The 16,571-nt window shown below is 63.6% G+C and carries 16 protein-coding genes; 8 read left to right on the top strand and 8 right to left on the bottom strand.

What is annotated here, in order from left to right:
- Positions 1 to 13: 13 nt before the first annotated feature.
- From folK to BRAS3843_RS40910, 5 genes are all read right to left on the bottom strand, one after another.
- Complete coding sequence (gene folK, locus BRAS3843_RS24085) at positions 14 to 514, bottom strand: 2-amino-4-hydroxy-6-hydroxymethyldihydropteridine diphosphokinase (RefSeq protein WP_008971688.1); 501 nt, start codon at positions 512 to 514, stop codon at positions 14 to 16.
- On the bottom strand, positions 514 to 879 hold the full coding sequence (gene folB / locus BRAS3843_RS24080) for a dihydroneopterin aldolase (protein WP_008971687.1): 366 nt from the start codon (positions 877 to 879) through the stop codon (positions 514 to 516). Before folB ends, folK begins: the two co-directional genes overlap by 1 nt.
- On the bottom strand, positions 876 to 1,736 hold the full coding sequence (gene folP / locus BRAS3843_RS24075) for a dihydropteroate synthase (protein ID WP_008971686.1): 861 nt from the start codon (positions 1,734 to 1,736) through the stop codon (positions 876 to 878). Before folP ends, folB begins: the two co-directional genes overlap by 4 nt.
- Positions 1,737 to 1,811: 75 nt before the next feature.
- The gene (locus BRAS3843_RS24070; protein ID WP_008971685.1) at positions 1,812 to 2,219 is read right to left on the bottom strand and encodes a DUF4332 domain-containing protein; all 408 of its coding nucleotides are present in this window, start codon (positions 2,217 to 2,219) and stop codon (positions 1,812 to 1,814) included.
- 23 nt (positions 2,220 to 2,242) lie between these two features.
- Positions 2,243 to 2,611, bottom strand: a complete 369-nt coding sequence (locus BRAS3843_RS40910; RefSeq protein ID WP_139024958.1) for a hypothetical protein — start codon at positions 2,609 to 2,611, stop codon at positions 2,243 to 2,245.
- Positions 2,612 to 2,935: 324 nt separating this feature from the next.
- Between BRAS3843_RS40910 and BRAS3843_RS24060 the strand changes: the two genes are divergently transcribed.
- The 4 genes from BRAS3843_RS24060 to BRAS3843_RS24045 all read left to right on the top strand — a co-directional run bounded on the left by BRAS3843_RS24060 (position 2,936) and on the right by BRAS3843_RS24045 (position 8,305).
- Positions 2,936 to 4,546: a helicase HerA-like domain-containing protein gene (locus tag BRAS3843_RS24060; RefSeq protein WP_008971683.1), complete on the top strand. Its 1,611-nt coding sequence runs from the start codon at positions 2,936 to 2,938 to the stop codon at positions 4,544 to 4,546.
- Between the two features lie 34 nt (positions 4,547 to 4,580).
- On the top strand, positions 4,581 to 5,918 hold the full coding sequence (locus BRAS3843_RS24055) for a glycosyltransferase family 87 protein (protein WP_035982597.1): 1,338 nt from the start codon (positions 4,581 to 4,583) through the stop codon (positions 5,916 to 5,918).
- A gap of 14 nt (positions 5,919 to 5,932) precedes the next feature.
- Entirely contained in the window at positions 5,933 to 7,336 is a 1,404-nt protein-coding gene (locus tag BRAS3843_RS24050) for a M20/M25/M40 family metallo-hydrolase (RefSeq protein ID WP_008971681.1), read from the top strand.
- Between the two features lie 222 nt (positions 7,337 to 7,558).
- Entirely contained in the window at positions 7,559 to 8,305 is a 747-nt protein-coding gene (locus tag BRAS3843_RS24045) for an SDR family oxidoreductase (RefSeq protein WP_008971680.1), read from the top strand.
- A gap of 11 nt (positions 8,306 to 8,316) precedes the next feature.
- Here the strand turns inward: BRAS3843_RS24045 and BRAS3843_RS24040 are convergent, their stop codons facing one another.
- Positions 8,317 to 9,414, bottom strand: a complete 1,098-nt coding sequence (locus tag BRAS3843_RS24040) for a trypsin-like peptidase domain-containing protein (protein ID WP_008971679.1) — start codon at positions 9,412 to 9,414, stop codon at positions 8,317 to 8,319.
- Between the two features lie 296 nt (positions 9,415 to 9,710).
- Between BRAS3843_RS24040 and BRAS3843_RS24035 the strand changes: the two genes are divergently transcribed.
- Both BRAS3843_RS24035 and BRAS3843_RS24030 read left to right on the top strand, forming a co-directional pair.
- Entirely contained in the window at positions 9,711 to 10,160 is a 450-nt protein-coding gene (locus tag BRAS3843_RS24035) for an Hsp20 family protein (RefSeq protein WP_008971678.1), read from the top strand.
- Positions 10,161 to 10,261: 101 nt separating this feature from the next.
- Complete coding sequence (locus tag BRAS3843_RS24030; RefSeq protein ID WP_008971677.1) at positions 10,262 to 10,771, top strand: hypothetical protein; 510 nt, start codon at positions 10,262 to 10,264, stop codon at positions 10,769 to 10,771.
- 162 nt (positions 10,772 to 10,933) lie between these two features.
- On the opposite strand, the gene BRAS3843_RS24025 is transcribed toward BRAS3843_RS24030, so the two are convergent.
- A complete protein-coding gene (locus BRAS3843_RS24025) occupies positions 10,934 to 11,929 on the bottom strand; it encodes an NAD(P)-dependent oxidoreductase (RefSeq protein WP_008971676.1) in 996 nt (331 codons plus the stop codon).
- Between the two features lie 181 nt (positions 11,930 to 12,110).
- Between BRAS3843_RS24025 and BRAS3843_RS24020 the strand changes: the two genes are divergently transcribed.
- The gene (locus tag BRAS3843_RS24020; protein ID WP_008971675.1) at positions 12,111 to 13,502 is read left to right on the top strand and encodes an NAD-dependent succinate-semialdehyde dehydrogenase; all 1,392 of its coding nucleotides are present in this window, start codon (positions 12,111 to 12,113) and stop codon (positions 13,500 to 13,502) included.
- A gap of 82 nt (positions 13,503 to 13,584) precedes the next feature.
- Here BRAS3843_RS24020 and BRAS3843_RS24015 read toward each other — a convergent pair whose 3' ends face one another.
- Positions 13,585 to 15,237, bottom strand: coding sequence for a glycosyltransferase family 39 protein (locus BRAS3843_RS24015; protein WP_008971674.1), 1,653 nt, complete (start codon positions 15,235 to 15,237; stop codon positions 13,585 to 13,587).
- Positions 15,238 to 15,683: 446 nt separating this feature from the next.
- Between BRAS3843_RS24015 and BRAS3843_RS24010 the strand changes: the two genes are divergently transcribed.
- Complete coding sequence (locus BRAS3843_RS24010; RefSeq protein ID WP_008971672.1) at positions 15,684 to 16,562, top strand: hypothetical protein; 879 nt, start codon at positions 15,684 to 15,686, stop codon at positions 16,560 to 16,562.
- The last annotated feature ends 9 nt before the right edge of the window (positions 16,563 to 16,571 follow it).

The raw sequence follows: 16,571 nt of genomic DNA, 5'->3' as shown, positions 1-16,571 counted from the left end.
GTTGTTTCGGCTCCTAAGACGGCTGGCCGGGAGCGGGCAGGCGCGTGATTCCGTCGTGCGAAACATTTGCAAGTGCGTCCCGGATGCGGCGGCCGGCGATCAGCCGGTCGGGGGCGATCTCGGCCAGCGGCACCAGCACGAAGCCGCGTTCGAACAGGCGCGGGTGCGGCAAGCTCAGTTCGGGTGTGTCGATCGCGACATCGTCATAGGCGATCAGGTCGAGATCGAGCGTCCGCGGTCCCCAGCGGCTCTCCTGCGCCCGGTCGCGGCCGAACATCCGCTCGACCTCGTGCAAGGTCGCGAGCAGCGCATGCGGATCGAGCTGCGTCTCGATCGCAATACAGGCGTTGATGAAGGGCGGCTGCTGTGTCTCGCCCCAGGGCGGGGTGAGGTAATCGGCGGAGCGCGCCTCGAGCCGCGCCTGAGCGCGCCGGCAGATTTCGGGGATGGCGCGCTGAAAACTTGCCTGCACATCGCCGACATTGCCGCCGAGAGCGATCAGCGCGCTTGCCATTATTTTCGTGAGCGCGTCAGCACCACGCCGACGTCCTCGAAGATCGCGGCGATCGGCGCGTGCGGCTTGTGGACGGTGACCTTGACGGCATGGATCCGCTCGAAGCTCGACAGGATCGCGTCGGCAACGGCACCGGCGGCGCGCTCCAGCAATCTGTAATTGGTGTCCTTGAACGCGGCAGTCGCGCTTGCGACCACGTTCGAGTAGGAAACGGTATCTGCAAGCTTATCGGTTCGCGACGATTCAGACAGATCGGTGTAAAGCTCGAGGTCGATCACGAAGCGCTGTCCGACTTCGTTCTCATGCTCCAGCACCCCGTGACGGGCGTGGACCAGAATCCCCTTGATGAAAATCGTGTCGGTCATCGTTTCATCTCAATCGCGGCGGCCACGCGCAATGCTTGTACTGTCTCGGCGACGTCATGGGCCCTGATGATCTTGGCGCCGTGCCTCGCGGCAATAAGGTGCGCCGCAAGCGATCCACCCAGGCGCTGGTGCGGCTCCGACGGCGCGACGGAGCTGATGAAGCGCTTGCGCGAGGCGCCGACCAGGATCGGCAGGCCGAAGCAGGCGAGCTCATCGAGCCGCGCCAGCATCGTCATGCTCTGCTCCGGCGTCTTGCCGAAGCCGATGCCGGGATCGAGCGCAAGATTGCCCTCGGGAATGCCGGCCTTTGCGGCAATATCCAGGGAGCGGACGAAGAAGTCGCGCACGTCCTTCATGATGTCGATCGCGGGATCGACGGAGAGGCGGTTGTGCATTACGACGACCGGCACGTCGTGGGCTGCTACGATCTTTGCCATCTCCGGATCGCGCTGCAGACCCCAGACATCATTGGCGGTCGCAGCGCCTTGCTCCAATGCAAATGCGACCACTTCGGCCTTCATGCTGTCGATGGAGACCGGCACACCGAGCGAGACGACATCTCGCAGAACAGGCTTAAGTCGCGACAGTTCCTGTTCGGCTGACACCGGCGCCGCGCCGACATAGGGGCGGGTGGATTCTGCGCCGATATCGATGATATCGGCGCCCTCGGCGATCATGCGCCTGGCCTGGTCGAGTGCACGGTCCGGCGCGTCGAACCGACCGCCATCCGAGAACGAATCCGGCGTCACGTTGAGAATGCCCATCACGGCCGGATACGGCTGCGCCAGCCATCCGCGCAGCAGCGGATGCGCCGCTGAAGCCGGCGTCGGATGGGATTGTGGCACGGGCGCACTCATGCTGCCGCTTTGCGCGGTCGCAGCCACGGAGTCAAGGTCGACACGGCGTGGGCCGGCTTGGCACCGCCCGCCGTTTCAATAACTGATCTTCGGGTCCAGTTTGCGCGCCTGCTCGATCATGTGTCCGATCGATTTTTCCGAAGGCAGGATCCGCACCAGCTTGCGCCTGGTATTGACCTCCTTGATATTCTGCGCCAGCCGTGCCGGGTTGCGATGGGCGAGCTCGCGCACCGTGGTCACGCCGGCTGCACGCACCAGCCCCACCTTGGCCTTGCCCATGCCGGGAATCCGCATGTAGTCGGCGACGTTCGCCCACTCCAGCAGTTGCTGCTCGCTGATGCCGGTCTTGGCGGCCAGTGCCTTGCGGCCCTTCGAGGTGCGGGCGGCTTCGAGCAGTGCGTCGGTGGTCCGGATGCCAAGCGCCTTCAGCTTGGACACAGCTAAGGCGGTCATGCCTTCAATCTCGGTGATCGGGTATGTCATGATGCTCAATATGCGAAGGTGCTTCAGGCGAAGTGGCTCAGCCCCGGTGTGCCCACGATCGCGCCCATTCGATCGGCTTCGAGTTTGTCGCGGCGGAACTTGAAAAGTTCACCTGCAACCGCCTGCATGTCGGCGATCCCGAGATCGCGCTCATCAAGTGGACGCCGACTGTTTCGAACGCGCCCATCGCGTGGCGGCGCCGATCGACCTTCATTGCTGCTGGAATCGCGGCCTCCGCGCGCGCGATGGCGTCGATCCGCACATGAACCTGTTTCGAAGGTTCCTTCGTCGTGGCGGAAGCTGAGGATGATGCCGACGGTCTCTGCCGACGCGTCAGATACACCTCTCCCGTTGCCGATCCTCGCGGTCGGCCACTCAACCTTGTCGTCCATCTTGCCCCGTCCTCGATCCGGCCCCCCAAGACCGGACTTCACAGCTAAGGAATTATCTTGATCGGACGACCAATGAAAGACAACACGAATGCGCGAGCCGATTCGCGATCGCGGCAAAAGTGTTGCAGCCGTGCAAGACACGGTATGAAAGTTGCGGACAAATCGCGCGATATCTGCTCTGACCGCATGTCGGCGGAGCGCGACTGGCGGTGTGACCGTCAATTGAGGCCGTGCTGGTTTCAATGGACTTGAGATCAAGTATGATGCCGGCAGGCCGATGCCGACCGCAAACGCGAGACAGAAACGAGTGAAAGACCCGCTATAATGGCACTCTCCGGAACATCCCTGGCTGACACCGGGGACAAGATCTTCGTCGGCAAAGGGGAGCAGCCGGCCTGGTTGACGCTGGCACTTGCCAATCGGCACGGCCTGGTCACCGGCGCCACCGGCACCGGCAAGACGGTGACATTGCAGGTGATGGCGGAAGGGTTTGCGCGCGCCGGAGTTCCGGTTTTTGCAGCCGACATCAAAGGCGATCTGTCAGGGATCGCGGAGGTTGGCGAGCCCAAGGATTTCATCGTCAAGCGTGCGAGCGAACTTGGCTTGACCTATCAGCCGGACCAGTTTGCGACGGTATTTTGGGACGTGTTCGGCGAGCAGGGGCATCCGGTGCGCGCGACCGTCACCGAGATGGGACCTTTGCTGCTGGCGCGCATGCTCGACTTGAACGATGTGCAGGAAGGCGTGCTCAACGTCGCGTTTCGGGTCGCCGACGATAACGGGCTCACGCTGATCGACATGAAGGATCTGCGCGCGCTGCTCGACGCGATCATTCCCGAGGCGGCCAAGAAGAGTGCCGACGGCGAGGAAGATCCGCTGGCCTCGATCCGCAAGGCCGCACAGTCGTTCGGCAATGTGACGCGCGCCACGATTGGAACAATCCAGCGCCAGCTGCTGGTGCTGGAAAACCAGGGCGGCACCAAGTTCTTCGGCGAGCCTGCGCTGTCCTTGCAGGATTTCATGCGCACCGACCGCGACGGGCGCGGCATGATCAACATCCTGGTTGCCGACAAGCTGTTGCAGAACCCGCGGCTCTACGCGACCTTCCTGCTCTGGATGTTGTCCGAACTGTTCGAGGAACTCCCCGAAGTCGGTGACCTCGCCAAGCCGAAGCTCGTCTTCTTCTTCGACGAAGCGCATCTTCTGTTCAATGACGCGCCGAAGGCGCTGATGGACAAGATCGAGCAGGTGGTGCGGCTGATCCGCTCCAAAGGCGTCGGCGTCTATTTCGTGACGCAGAACCCGCTCGACGTGCCGGATCGTGTGCTCGGCCAAATGGGCAATCGCGTGCAACACGCGCTGCGCGCGTTCACGCCGCGCGATCAGAAGGCTGTTGCTGCCGCCGCCCAAACCTTTCGTCCCAATCCGAAGCTCGACACCGCGCAAGTGATCATGGAACTCGGCAAGGGCGAGGCCCTGGTGTCGTTTCTTGAAGGCAATGGCACGCCCGCGATGGTCGAGCGCGTGCTGGTCCGGCCGCCGTCGGCGCGGATCGGGCCGGTCACGCCGGAGGAGCGCAAGGCGATCATGGATGCGAGCCCGGTGAAGGGCAAATATGACACCGCTGTTGATGCGGAGTCCGCTTATGAAATGTTGCAGAAGCGGATCGCCGGCACGGCCGCGACCACGGAAAGCTCATCCGGCGGCGTGCTTGGCAAGATCGGCGATATCGCCGCCACCATCTTCGGTACCAATGTCAGGCGCGGCCGGCTGTCAACGGGCCAACTGATCGCCCGCAATATCGCCCGCTCGGTGACCGACAAAGTTGTCGGCGGTGCCGCCGCCGATCTGGGTAAAGAGGTCGGAGGTTCGCTCGGCGGCTCGATCGGCCGCTCGCTGGTGCGCGGCGCACTCGGCGGATTGCTGCGGCGATGACGATAAACATGTCTGCTGATTGCGTGACCTGCTGATGTCCAAAACTTCGTCTAGCTTGAGATGGCCGTCGCTGCGCGCGCCGGTCGACATACTCTTCTTGATTTGTTGTGTGCTGCTCATCGCTGATGTGCTGGTCCCGGAGCTGTGGGGCCACGGCAAGAGCAAGGACTATCCGCTCTGGTACTGGGCCGGCCAGCAGGTGCTCGGTGGCGCGGATCTTTATCCGCAAAATCTGGCTGACTATTTCGCCTTTCTCTATCCGCCGTTCCCGGCGGTGCTGCTCGCGATTCCGGCCTGGTTCGGCAAGGTTGCGCTCTACAGCTGCCTGGCACTGCTCAACGTGGTGGCGTGGTGGATGACGGCGCAGCTCTCGCACGCGATGACCGGGTCGGGCAGGGTGCCCAATCAATGGCTGTACTTCCTGCCGGGCTTTGTGACGATCAGCTTCGTGTTCGACATGTTCGACCTCGGCCAGCCGAACCTGATGCTGCTCGCACTGATGCTCTACGGCTTCTGGCTGATGCAGCATGCGCGGCCATATGCACGACCCTGGCTCGGCGGCAGCATGTTTGCGCTCGCAACCGCCATCAAGGTGTTTCCGGTCGCGGTGCTGCCGTATCTGGTCTGGCGCCGGCAATGGGCGGCGGCGGTCAGCATGATCGTGTTCACGCTGGTGTTTCTGTTCGTGGTGCCGGCGCCGGTGCGCGGCTTCCAGCACAATATCGATGAGCTGAAGACCTGGTATCAGGGCATGGTCGGCGGGAGTTCGGAGAAGGGCTTTGGCCAGCGCGACGAGCAGAACTGGTCCTGGGTCAATCAGTCGATCATCGCGGTCACGCATCGGCTGACACGTCCGGTGAACTACAACCAGGACGATCCGTCCAAGCCTGCGGCGACGATGAACGTCGTCGACATCTCCTTCAAGGAAGCCAACCTCGTCGTGCTCGCGGTGTCGCTGGCGTTGGGCCTGGGATTCCTCGCGGTGATGCCGCGTGAGAAACGGCGCACGCCGCGCTCGGATGCCGAGGAACTCGGCATTCTGTTCTGCCTGATGACAGTGGCCTCGCCCTTGGCGCGGCAATATTATTTCATGTGGCTGTTCTTCCCGATGACGATCTTGATGCATCGTGCCGCCTATGATCCGCGGCCGCGGGTGCGGCTCTGGACCTGGCTGGCGCTTGCGCTCTCCGGCATCCTGCTTCTCTTGTCCTTGCCGCCATTTCCAAAGGATATCCAGGCCTGGGGCAACAATCTTGCCGCGACCGCCGTCATGGCCGGCGCGCTGGTCTGGCATATCCTGCATCCGCCTCTGCAGGAGGTCGCTGGCTCGCCGCGGCCAATGGAGCTAAAACCGGCGCAGCAATCAGCTTGAAGGAATTGGCGACCATGGCCAGCGCGCAGCTTCAATCCGTCCTCGACCGCATCGATGCCGATTTCGACAACAGCCTGGAGCGGCTGTTCGCGCTGATCCGGATCAAGTCGATCTCGGCCGATCCGGCCTTCGCTGCGGACTGCAAAGCGGCAGCGGAACATCTCGCCAAGGACCTCGCGTCCCTCGGCTTCGCAACCGAGGTCCGGCCGACCGCCGGCCATCCGGCCGTCATTGGCAAGAGCAACGGTCACGGCGGCTCGAAGCCGCACGTGCTGTTTTACGGACATTACGACGTGCAGCCGGTCGATCCGCTCGAGCTCTGGCATCGGCCGCCGTTCGAGCCTGTGGTCACCGATCATGCCGACGGCCGCAAGATCATCGTCGCGCGCGGTGCCGAGGACGACAAGGGCCAGCTGATGACCTTCGTCGAGGCATGCCGGGCCTGGAAGGCGGTCACCGGCTCGCTGCCGCTCAATATCACCGCCATGATCGAGGGTGAGGAGGAGGTCGGCTCGAAGAATTTCGTGCCGTTCCTCGAAGCCAACAAGGACGAGTTCAAGGCCGACTACGTGCTGGTCTGCGACACCGGCATGTGGGACCCGAACACGCCCGCGATCACGGTGGCGCTGCGCGGCCTCCTCTATGAGGAGGTCAAGATCAAGGCCGCCAATCGCGATCTGCATTCCGGCGTGTTTGGCGGCGGTGCGCGCAATCCGATCCGGGTGCTGACCGAGATCCTCGGCCGGCTGTTCGACGACAACGGCCGCATCACCATTCCCGGCTTCTACGACGGGGTGAAGGATCTGCCGCCTGATGTCCTGGAGCAATGGAAGCGCCTCAACCTGACGCCCGAAAGCTTCCTGAAGCCGATCGGCCTGTCGATTCCGGCCGGGGAGAAGGATCGCCTCCTGATCGAGCAGATCTCCTCGCGCCCGACCTGCGACATCAACGGCATCTGGGGCGGCTATATCGGCGAGGGCTCGAAAACGGTCATCCCCGCACACGCATCAGCCAAGGTGTCGTTCCGCCTGGTCGAGGGCCAGGACCCCGCCAAGATCCGCAAGGCATTTCGCGAATTCGTCTCGGCCCGCATTCCCGGCGATTGCTCGGTCGAGTTCGGCGACCATTTGGCAGGGCCTGCGATCGCGCTCGACTGGAACATGAAGCCGCTCGCCGCCGCCAAGCAGGCCCTGACCGACGAATGGGGCAAGGAGGCGCTGTTGATCGGCTCCGGAGCCTCGATCCCGATCGTCGCCGACTTCAAGAAGACGCTCGGCCTCGACTCGCTGCTGGTCGGCTTCGGTCTCGACGACGACAACATCCATTCGCCGAACGAGAAGTACGACCTGAAGAGCTACCACAAGGGCATCCGCTCCTGGGCGCGTATCCTCGCAGCCCTGGCGGAACTGCCGCGTTAGGCAAGCCAGCAGCGCCCACGATCGTAGTTGAAGGAACCGCGGCGAAGTCTCTCTTTCGCGACGCTTTGCACCGCTGCCTGATAATCTGCTCCGGCATGGCGCTTTCGGAAGTTTACGAGAGTTCCCGCACCGGATGTGCACGACGCATGCTAACCTCGTTGATCCAGATCTTCTTGCTGTCATCAAGCGCTGAAGATCGTTGGCTGGACAGGAGAGTGTGTCATGAAGATCGTCGTGATTGGCGGCTCGGGCCTGGTCGGATCGAAACTGGTCGCCGCACTCAAGCAGCAGGGACATGACGCCCTCGCCGCTTCTCCGCGGACAGGCGTCAACAGCGTGACCGGCGAGGGTCTTGCCGACGCACTCGCCGGCGCAGAGGTCGTGGTCGACGTTTCCAATGCTCCCAGTTGGGAGCCGGCCGCAGTGCTCGACTTCTTCCAGACGTCAAGCCGGAACCTTGTCGCTGCGGAGGCGGCTGCAGGCGTCAGGCATCACGTTGCGCTGTCGATCGTCGGCACCGACCGCACACCCGACATTGCCTATTTCCGGGCCAAGGTGGCGCAGGAGCAGGTGATCAAATCGTCCGGCCTGCCATATTCGATCGTTCGCGCCACGCAGTTCTTCGAGTTCCTGGGCGCGATTGCCGATGCGGGTGTCGTCCACGGCAAGGTCGTCGTTCCCTCGGCATTGTTCCAGCCGATCGCGACCGACGACGTCGTGAGTGTGCTTGCTGATGTCGCGACCGGTGCTCCGCTCAACGCGACGATCGACATCGCCGGTCCGGAGAAAGCGCCCTTCAACACCTTCGTAGCGCGCCGCTTGAAGGCAGCAGGGGACGCCCGTCCTGTTCTCGGTCATCCCCACGCCTCGTACTATGGCGTGCCAATCGATGACCGTTCGCTGGTCCCGCTTGGCCCGGCACGCCTTGGTCCGACCGGTTTGGACTCATGGCTCGCGAAGGCATCTTAGTTAGTCGGCCATCACCCCGAAGTTCTCGGGTGCGCCCGCTCCTCCGGAATGGGCGCCACTTCGACCACCGCAGTGCCTTGCGCGCGATCGCGTTCGAAGGTGAGGCGGACGCGCTGGCCGACCGGCGTCAGCCCGATGAGGTTGCGGACCTGGGTGGCGCTGCGCACCGGCACATCATTGGCCTTGACGATGATGTCGCCCTTGCGTAGGCCGGCCCGTTCCGCCGGTGAGCCGGCGCCGACATCGGCGATCTGCGCGCCCTGAACATGGCCATTGGCGGGCGCGTCGAGATCCACCAGCGTGACGCCGATGCGGCCGCGGTCGACCCGTCCGCTCTGTACCAGCTGCTCCATCACCCGCCGCGCCATGTTGATCGGCACGGCAAAGCCGATGCCGACATTGCCGCCGCCCGGCGAGATGATCGCGGTGTTGATGCCCACCAGCTCGCCGCGCAGATTGATCAGCGCGCCGCCGGAATTGCCGGGATTGATCGCCGCGTCGGTCTGGATGAAATCCTCATAGCCCTGCTTGCCGAGCCCGGTGCGCCCGAGCGCGCTGACGAGGCCGGATGTCACGGTCTGGCCGAGACCGAACGGATTGCCGACCGCGATCACGAAGTCGCCGACCTCCAGCGCATCGCTGTCGCCGAGCGCGATCGCCTTGAGATCGGCGGGATTGCTGATCTGAAGCAGTGCAATATCGGTGGCGGGATCGCGGCCGACCAGCCGCGCTGCAAACTTTCGGCCGTCCTTGGTCCGGATCTGCACCGACGTGACGTGCTCGACGACGTGATTGGCGGTCATCACATAGCCGCGCGGGGCGTCGACGATCACGCCGGAGCCGGTGGCGCTGAACTGCTTCTCGACCTGCTTGGGCACGTCGAAGAACTCGCGAAACAGCGGATCGTGATAGAGCGGATTGTCCTCCCGCAGCCGGCCCTCGACCGAGATGTTGACGACCGCTGGCGTCACCTCCTTGACCAGGGGGGCCAGGGTTGGCACCCGCCCGAGCTTCAGATCCGGGATCTGAGCGTCGGCCGGAACCGCGGACAGGCAGAGCAGGACGGCCGGCGCGATCAGCAAAGGCCGGACCCAACACAGAAGCTGCATCGTTCACCCCTCGAACAGGCTGATAGAGGATTTTTGGCGCCGATTTAGCTGGGAAAATGTCGGGGCGCGGTCAAGACCATGTTTGGCAATCGTTCTCTTGGACCGTCAAAAAAATTTCGGCTTCCCTCTTGAAACCGACTTCCGTTTTTCTAAGTCGCTTGTTGCCGCCGCAAGCGGCGCCGGGCGCCTGTCGGGCCCGGCGAACTGCCTGGGCGCAGGACCGGTCCCGTACCAACCAGGTCTGGCACCGGCCTTGCGCTCCTTCGTATCCATCTTGCTCTCAGGAGGACCTGGCTATGAGGACTTACGACTTTACGCCGCTCTGGCGTTCGACCATCGGCTTCGACCGGCTGTTTGATCTGCTCGACGAGACGCAGCGCGGGGTCGAGGACCACTATCCCCCTTACAACATCGAGCGGCTCGGTGAAGACCGCTACCAGATCTCGCTGGCGCTTGCGGGCTTCAGCCCGGACGAGCTCGCCATCACGGCCGAAGCTAACGTGCTGACGGTGGAAGGCCGCAAGACCGACAAGGATGCCCGCGAATACCTCTATCAAGGCATCTCCGCGCGTCCGTTCAAGCGGCAGTTCAACCTTGCCGACTATGTGCAGGTGACGAACGCCTCTTTCGACAACGGCCTGTTGCGGATCGAGCTGGTGCGCGAGATTCCGGAAGCGATGAAGCCGCGCCGGATCGCGATCGGCGCCGCGCCGGTCGAGACCATCGCGCAGCAGAAAGCCGCTTGAGGTCCAGACGGCCTGATTAGTCCCTCGCGGAGGCGGCCGACCGGCCGCTTCCGCATTCACAAAACTGTCTCTGCGAAAGGAGCATTGGTAGGAGACACGACATGAGCGAGCGCAGTATTTCGATCAATCTCGGGAAGGCCGCGTTTCATCCCGTCTCGCATTATGCATCACCGGCTGCGGTGCTCGGCGATGACAGATTGTCCGCCGCGGAGAAACGGCTGATCCTGTCGTCCTGGGCGTCCGACATGTACGCAATCGAGGACCAGCCGGCTTGGCGAAACATCCCAGGAGTTCATCAGCCGCTTCGGCTCGCCGACATCCTCGGCGCGCTGCGGCAGCTTGACCATGAGGATCAGCCGCCGCGACCGCGGGGCGGTGCGGCGATGCGGGTCCCATCTCTGATCAACGTGGATGCACGGGCGGGCTCGCCGGACGGAGAGGGGCGCATGCCGACGCACGGTCTGCGCGGCCGTACGATCCGGCTATCGTCCCGCGCCCGCTTCTCTCGCGAAGCCAATGTGCGGCGCTATCGAAGCCTGCTCGCAACCAAGCTTGCAGATCACGAGCGGCGCTTCGTCGAACGCAGGCTTGCGGAAGAGCTGCAGAGTTGAATGCAGAGCGTCGCGGCTTCGCGCGGACCGCACGTCCCGAGCTCGCCAAACAAAAACGCCGCCCGGAATTGGGCGGCGTTTCATTCCAAGACGTGTAGAGGGTGTGTGAATTCTAGATAGCACATTCGTGCGGCCCGGTCCAGTTACGCAGCGTTGGGCCTCTTAACTCGGCCCGTGTCCGACCGGGTAGGGGCCGTCAGCGAAACTGCGGTCGTGATAGCCTTTGCTGCCGATCGCCTGCGCCAGCGTACTGCGGAAGTCCCGGTCGGCCTCAAGCCGCGTCAAGATCGATCGGAAATCGTGGCGCGGCCGCCAGCCGAGTTCGAGGCGCGCCCTCTCGTTTATATAGACTCGGTCGATCCCAGCGAACATGGTCCAACCACGCCGCGCATATTCGGGCTCATAGTCGGGAACATGATGTCGCACCACCTGCGGCGCATGCCGGCGTAGCTCCGCGAGATCCTCCGGCGAGAACGGCGAGGTGGCGCTGATGATGTATTTCGCAAACCTCGCGGCGGGCGCCTGGGCCGCAGCCAGCAGATGCGCCTCCACCACGTCCTCGATGTCGACGCGGCGATAGAGAAACTCGTTCACCTTCACGTTGGCGTCAGCATAGGCGTCGCGCAGCTCGGCGTTATCGTCCGCTTCGGGAAAGAAGCGCGAGACCCGCAGCACGATGGTGGGCAGGGACTGGTTGCGCGCGAACAGCTGGCAGAGATCTTCGGCAGCGGCCTTGGTGGCGCCATAGATGTTCTTCGGAACCGGCGTGACGCTTTCGGTCACCCAGGCCGCGGGCTCGTTGGCCGGCGGAATCAAGGCATCGCCGAACACGCTCGTGGTGCTCGTGTAGATGAAGGCCGCGACGCCGGCGGCCGCCGCCTCTTCGAGCAGGTTCAGCGTGCCGGTGATGTTGACGTCGACGAAGGCCTGGCGGCTGTGGGTCGCCACATGCGGCTTATGCAAGGTTGCGGCGTGCAAGACGGTGGCGACGCCCTGCATCGACCGGTGCACGAAATCGCGATTGGCGATCGAGCCGACCCGATGCGTGAAGGCGCCGGGCAGGATGTCGATTCCCAGCACGTCGCAATTGCGCGCCTGCAGCGTGCGGACGAGCGCCTCGCCGAGATGGCCGGAACTGCCGGTCACCAGAAACGTCATGGTTCACTCCGTCGCGACCAGCGCACGACCCCCGGCCGGTTGATTTTGGTCAACGCGCACCTTCGTGCGGTCATTAGCCTGCAATACGGCATGCGGCGTACACGCACATGGTTCGATCCGCAAGGATCTCGCCGCTGGTCGCGCAGAACGGGCAAGAGGGCGCTCGAACGGAGAATGACAAATGGCCTATCAAACCACCAACCCGTACACAGGTGAGACGCTTGCCTCCTTTCCGGATGCGACCGATGACGACGTGCGAGCTGCCATCAGCAGCGCGCATGCGGCGTTTCTCAGTTGGCGCCAGACGTCGTTCGGCGAGCGCGGCCGTATCCTTCAGAAGGCGGCCGATCTTCTGCGGCGCGACAGTGATGCCTATGCGAAGTTGCTGACGCTGGAAATGGGCAAGCTGTTCGGCGAAGCCAAGGCTGAGGTCGAGCTCTCCGCCAAGATCTTCGAATATTATGTCCGCCACGCCGAGGCGCTGCTCGCGCCGGAAAGACTGCCGGTGCTCGACGCGGCCGAAGGCGATGCCGTTCTCGTCCATGAGCCGCTCGGCGTCCTGCTGGCGATCGAGCCCTGGAATTTTCCTTACTACCAGATCGCCCGCATCCTGGCGCCGCAGCTTTCGGCCGGCAACACGCTGCTCCTGAAACATGCCTCCAACGTGCCGCAATCCGCGGCCGCCTTCGAGCGACTGATGGCGGAGGCGGGGTTGCCGCGAGGCGCGTTCAAGAATCTCTATGCCACCCGATCGCAGATCGAGCTGATTCTCAATGACCACCGGGTCCACGGGGTCGCGCTGACCGGCTCGGAGGCTGCGGGTTCACTCGTTGCGGCACAGGCGGGCAAGGCGCTGAAGAAGTCGACGATGGAGCTTGGCGGTGCCGACGCCTTCATCGTGTTGGCAGATGCGGAGCTCGACAAGACCACGAAGTGGGCGGTGTTCGGTCGCCACTGGAACGGCGGTCAGGTCTGCGTGTCGTCGAAGCGCATGATTGTCGTTGATCCGGCCTATGACGAGTTCCTCACACGCTACCGCAAGGGCGTCGCGGGTTTGATTGCCGGCGACCCGTTCGACCCCAAGACGACCTTGGCGCCGCTGTCGTCGCAGGGGGCTGCCGACGAGGTGAGAGAGAAAATCCGCGAGGCCGTGAAGCTCGGCGCAAAAGCAGAGGAGGTCGGACCGCCGGTGCCGAACCGCGGCGCCTTCGTGCAGCCAACGATCCTGACGGAGGTCCGCGAGGACAATCCAGCACGCTACTGGGAGTTCTTCGGGCCGGTGTCGATGCTGTTCCGGGCCAAGGACGAAGACGATGCCGTGCGCATCGCCAACGATTCGCCTTTCGGCCTCGGCGGATCGGTGTTCACGTCCAACCCGGCTCATGGCGCCGACGTCGCCAAGCGTATCTCGACCGGCATGGTGTTCGTGAACCATCCGACCAAGGTCGAGGCCGATCTGCCGTTCGGCGGCATCCGCCGGTCCGGCTATGGTCGTGAGCTGCTCGGGTTGGGATTGAAGGAGTTCGTCAATCACAAGCTCATCGACGTGGTCGATATCGACGCTCGCTTCTGAGGCCATTGAGGCTGAAGGAGCGGAGACCGGCGGTTGTCCGTGAATTCGGACAGCCGCCTTCTTGTTGTCACGAGGACGAACTCTACGGTGCCGGGATCGACAGCAGGCTCGAGATGCTCTTGCCGCGGATGTCATACACCCGCGCAAACACGACGTCGTCGCGCTTGATTTCCACCATCACGGGCGCATTGAGACCCTTGCAGTAGAACTCGCCAAGGGTCATCGCGAAATCGGCGCCCTGGCTGTCCCAGCCGATCGTGAAATCGGGACCGAGCGCCACCTGCGCAGGCCGCTGCGGGCCGCAGACGGCGACCTTCCACTTGCGTCCGTCAAGCGGCACTTCCTGGCGCTCATCCAACTGATCTTTCAGGCCGTCGGAGGCCTGCTTGAGCGCCAGTCCCCAGTAGTCCAGCATGAAACGGTCGTCGGCCTCGCGCACGGTTCCCGCGATGTAGTTGAAATGCGTGTATTGGTACGGATGCAGCCGGATCATCTCGGCAAGTGGCAGGAGCAGACCGAAGCTGAACACGGCGACCGCGACCGGCTGCCAGGCCCGCCGCTGGTCAGTGCCCAGCCAATCCAGCAGCTTCGCGAAGGCGACGCCGCCGAGCAGCGCCATCGGCGGGATCACGAACACGAAATGGCGGATGCCGTTGTAGAGCGCCGGACGCTTCACGATCGCGATCAGGATCGGCAGCGTCGCGGCCACCGTCAGCATCAGGAGAATGCTCTTCTTGCGGGCCGTAACATCGTCGCGGGTCAAGGACAGCAGCGAGGTCACCGCGCCGCCCAGGAACAGGCCGAGCATCAGTTCCGGCAGCTGTAGCGCAAACAAGGTCGGCAGATATGACCACGGCATGTCCGGCACCGAAACCAGCGCGCCGTCGAACATCTCCTTCCAGGGCTTTTCGAAGAAGTGTGAGAAATAGGTCAGCGCGCGGAACGGATTGGCCGGCTCGATGATCGACCACGGCCAGATCAGCCCCATGATGAGGTAGCCGAGGATCAAGCCGGGTAGCAGCACATAGAATGCGCGAACCAGACGGCGCGTGGCTTCGCGTAAGCCTTGCGTGCGGAACTCCTCAAGGAACAGCGGCAGGAAACCGACGACGGCATAGACCAGCGCCAGTCCGCCCAGAATCCGCGAGCCGATCGACAGGCCGGCGCCCATGCCCACGATCAGGATCGTGCGCGGCGAAGGGTAGGGGTACTCCTCCGCGAGCCGGACCAGACCCATCAAGAGAACCACCATAGCGACCGCGAACGGAGCGTCCTTCGGGTTCATGAACATGTGGCCGTAATAGATCGGACAGAGTGCGAGCAGCAGCAGGGCCGCGAGGCCGGCCACCGCGCCGCCAATCCGGCGCGCCAATCGCCAAGTCACGGCAAGGCCGATCAGCCCCACAACAGCACCAACCAGCCGCCGCGTTTCGAACAGCTCGAGCGGAACCACCTTGTGCAGCAGGGCTGCGACCATGTCGAAGCCGCCGCCATACATATAGAGGTTGGCAAAGGAGAGCGCCGAGGTGTCCTTGAAGCCGGACGCGTACATGCGCAGCAACAGATCGGCATATTCGGCGTGGGTGTAGTCGTCCCAGCCGAGGCCGTAGTCGCGGAACGTCAAGCCGGCGACCACTGCGACCGCAGCAAGCACGAAGATCGCAAGATCGTCGCAGGTCCGTTCGACGGTGCGCCGCGCAGGCGTGTCGATGACCGAAGTCGTAATCGATGTCATGGCTGATGGTAACCCGGCGTCCCTGACGACCTGCGCGCGCAAGCTGAAGGCCTATTCCCCGGGGGGCTCCTATAGCGCGATTGTGTTTCCAAGTAATTCGTAAACGAGACATAAGACCTTCGTTGCAATGCAGCAATGGTCGGGTCCCGGTACATGTCTGCACTATTGGCACAATGACATGAACGCACGCTGAACCGCCGTGCAAAGAGGTCGGGGGTAAACCGCCGGTGGAAATCCGGGTTTGCTGTCCTGTACTTTGTGACGGTGTCGTGGCAACGGTATCTGACGGATGCGTTGTGTTGGGCGTCGCGAGTTGCTGTTTTGCTGCAAAATGTCGCGGTGTGTTGCCGAGACACGGGGTCAAAAAAGGCAGGCAACCGTTGGATTCTAATGCGATTTTAGCTTAGGACTGCGATCCTGAGCCACCGCATCGAAGGGTCGGTTTGATGATGAGCGCCCTGTTGGTCGCCGGGACTGTCGCCGTGTTGGCGGGCCTCGGAGCGATCGCATACGGAATTCCGGTCAAGGAATTCAGCTTCGGCAATACGATGGTCCTTTCTGGAACCATCGCGGTCTGCACCGGGCTGCTTCTCTTCGGGCTTTCAGCCGTCCTCGGCGAATTGAAGGTGATGTCGCACCGGCTTCGTCTCCGCCTCTCGACCGACGCGGATCCCGAGGCGCTCAAGTTGCCCGGTCGCGAGCGGGAACGGGACGAGGTCGATGTCGCGGCTGCTCCGCCGATCGAAGATCTTTGGCGGGAGGGCGGATCACCGCGCGGGCGCAGCAGCCGGGCGCTGGAGCGCCCGATGCTCCCCGAGCCGGAACCAGAGCCCGAACCGGAGCCCGTGGTCCCTGAGCTCAAGCCGAGGCGGAACCTGTTCGAGGCGGCGGCCGCGCGCAGGGAGCGCGAGCGCGCCGAGAAACGTGCCGCAGATCCGGTCATGCCTGACTTTCGCGCACCGCCCATGAGCGAGCCTCCTGCACTTCCCATGGAGGAACCCGCTTTGCCGGCATCGCCGCCCAGCTTCGAAGAGACCTGGCCGCAGCAGGAGCGCATGCGTGCGCCAGAGCCAGTCTTGCCGCCTTTGCCGCCTTTGCCTCCTTTGCAGCGCCGACCGGCGCGTGCGGCCCCTGCGTTCATGGAACCGCCGCCGCTGTCGCGTCCGGCCGAAACTCCCGCCGTCGCCGTCATCAAGTCCGGCGTTGTCGACGGCATGGCCTATTCGCTCTATTCGGACGGTTCGATCGAGGCGCAGATGCCGGAGGGCATGATGCGATTTGCCTCGATCGACGAGCTCCGCACGCATCTGGATCAGCGCCGCTGACCACTGGAT

This window comes from Bradyrhizobium sp. STM 3843 (assembly GCF_000239815.1).
Taxonomy (GTDB): domain Bacteria; phylum Pseudomonadota; class Alphaproteobacteria; order Rhizobiales; family Xanthobacteraceae; genus Bradyrhizobium.
Note: the sequence above shows the minus strand (reverse complement) of the source record. Positions and strands in the feature narration are given on the sequence as shown.

Coding starts and splice junctions, on each gene's coding strand:
- folP (WP_008971686.1), bottom strand. CDS start 1,736: ATGAGTGCGCCCGTGCCACAATCCCATCCGACGCCGGCTTCAGCGGCG.
- BRAS3843_RS24015 (WP_008971674.1), bottom strand. CDS start 15,237: ATGACATCGATTACGACTTCGGTCATCGACACGCCTGCGCGGCGCACC.
- BRAS3843_RS24045 (WP_008971680.1), top strand. CDS start 7,559: ATGAAGATCGTCGTGATTGGCGGCTCGGGCCTGGTCGGATCGAAACTG.
- BRAS3843_RS24060 (WP_008971683.1), top strand. CDS start 2,936: ATGGCACTCTCCGGAACATCCCTGGCTGACACCGGGGACAAGATCTTC.
- BRAS3843_RS24070 (WP_008971685.1), bottom strand. CDS start 2,219: ATGACATACCCGATCACCGAGATTGAAGGCATGACCGCCTTAGCTGTG.
- BRAS3843_RS24010 (WP_008971672.1), top strand. CDS start 15,684: ATGATGAGCGCCCTGTTGGTCGCCGGGACTGTCGCCGTGTTGGCGGGC.
- BRAS3843_RS24050 (WP_008971681.1), top strand. CDS start 5,933: ATGGCCAGCGCGCAGCTTCAATCCGTCCTCGACCGCATCGATGCCGAT.
- BRAS3843_RS24020 (WP_008971675.1), top strand. CDS start 12,111: ATGGCCTATCAAACCACCAACCCGTACACAGGTGAGACGCTTGCCTCC.
- BRAS3843_RS24035 (WP_008971678.1), top strand. CDS start 9,711: ATGAGGACTTACGACTTTACGCCGCTCTGGCGTTCGACCATCGGCTTC.
- BRAS3843_RS40910 (WP_139024958.1), bottom strand. CDS start 2,611: ATGGACGACAAGGTTGAGTGGCCGACCGCGAGGATCGGCAACGGGAGA.
- BRAS3843_RS24040 (WP_008971679.1), bottom strand. CDS start 9,414: ATGCAGCTTCTGTGTTGGGTCCGGCCTTTGCTGATCGCGCCGGCCGTC.
- folK (WP_008971688.1), bottom strand. CDS start 514: ATGGCAAGCGCGCTGATCGCTCTCGGCGGCAATGTCGGCGATGTGCAG.
- BRAS3843_RS24025 (WP_008971676.1), bottom strand. CDS start 11,929: ATGACGTTTCTGGTGACCGGCAGTTCCGGCCATCTCGGCGAGGCGCTC.
- BRAS3843_RS24055 (WP_035982597.1), top strand. CDS start 4,581: ATGTCCAAAACTTCGTCTAGCTTGAGATGGCCGTCGCTGCGCGCGCCG.
- folB (WP_008971687.1), bottom strand. CDS start 879: ATGACCGACACGATTTTCATCAAGGGGATTCTGGTCCACGCCCGTCAC.
- BRAS3843_RS24030 (WP_008971677.1), top strand. CDS start 10,262: ATGAGCGAGCGCAGTATTTCGATCAATCTCGGGAAGGCCGCGTTTCAT.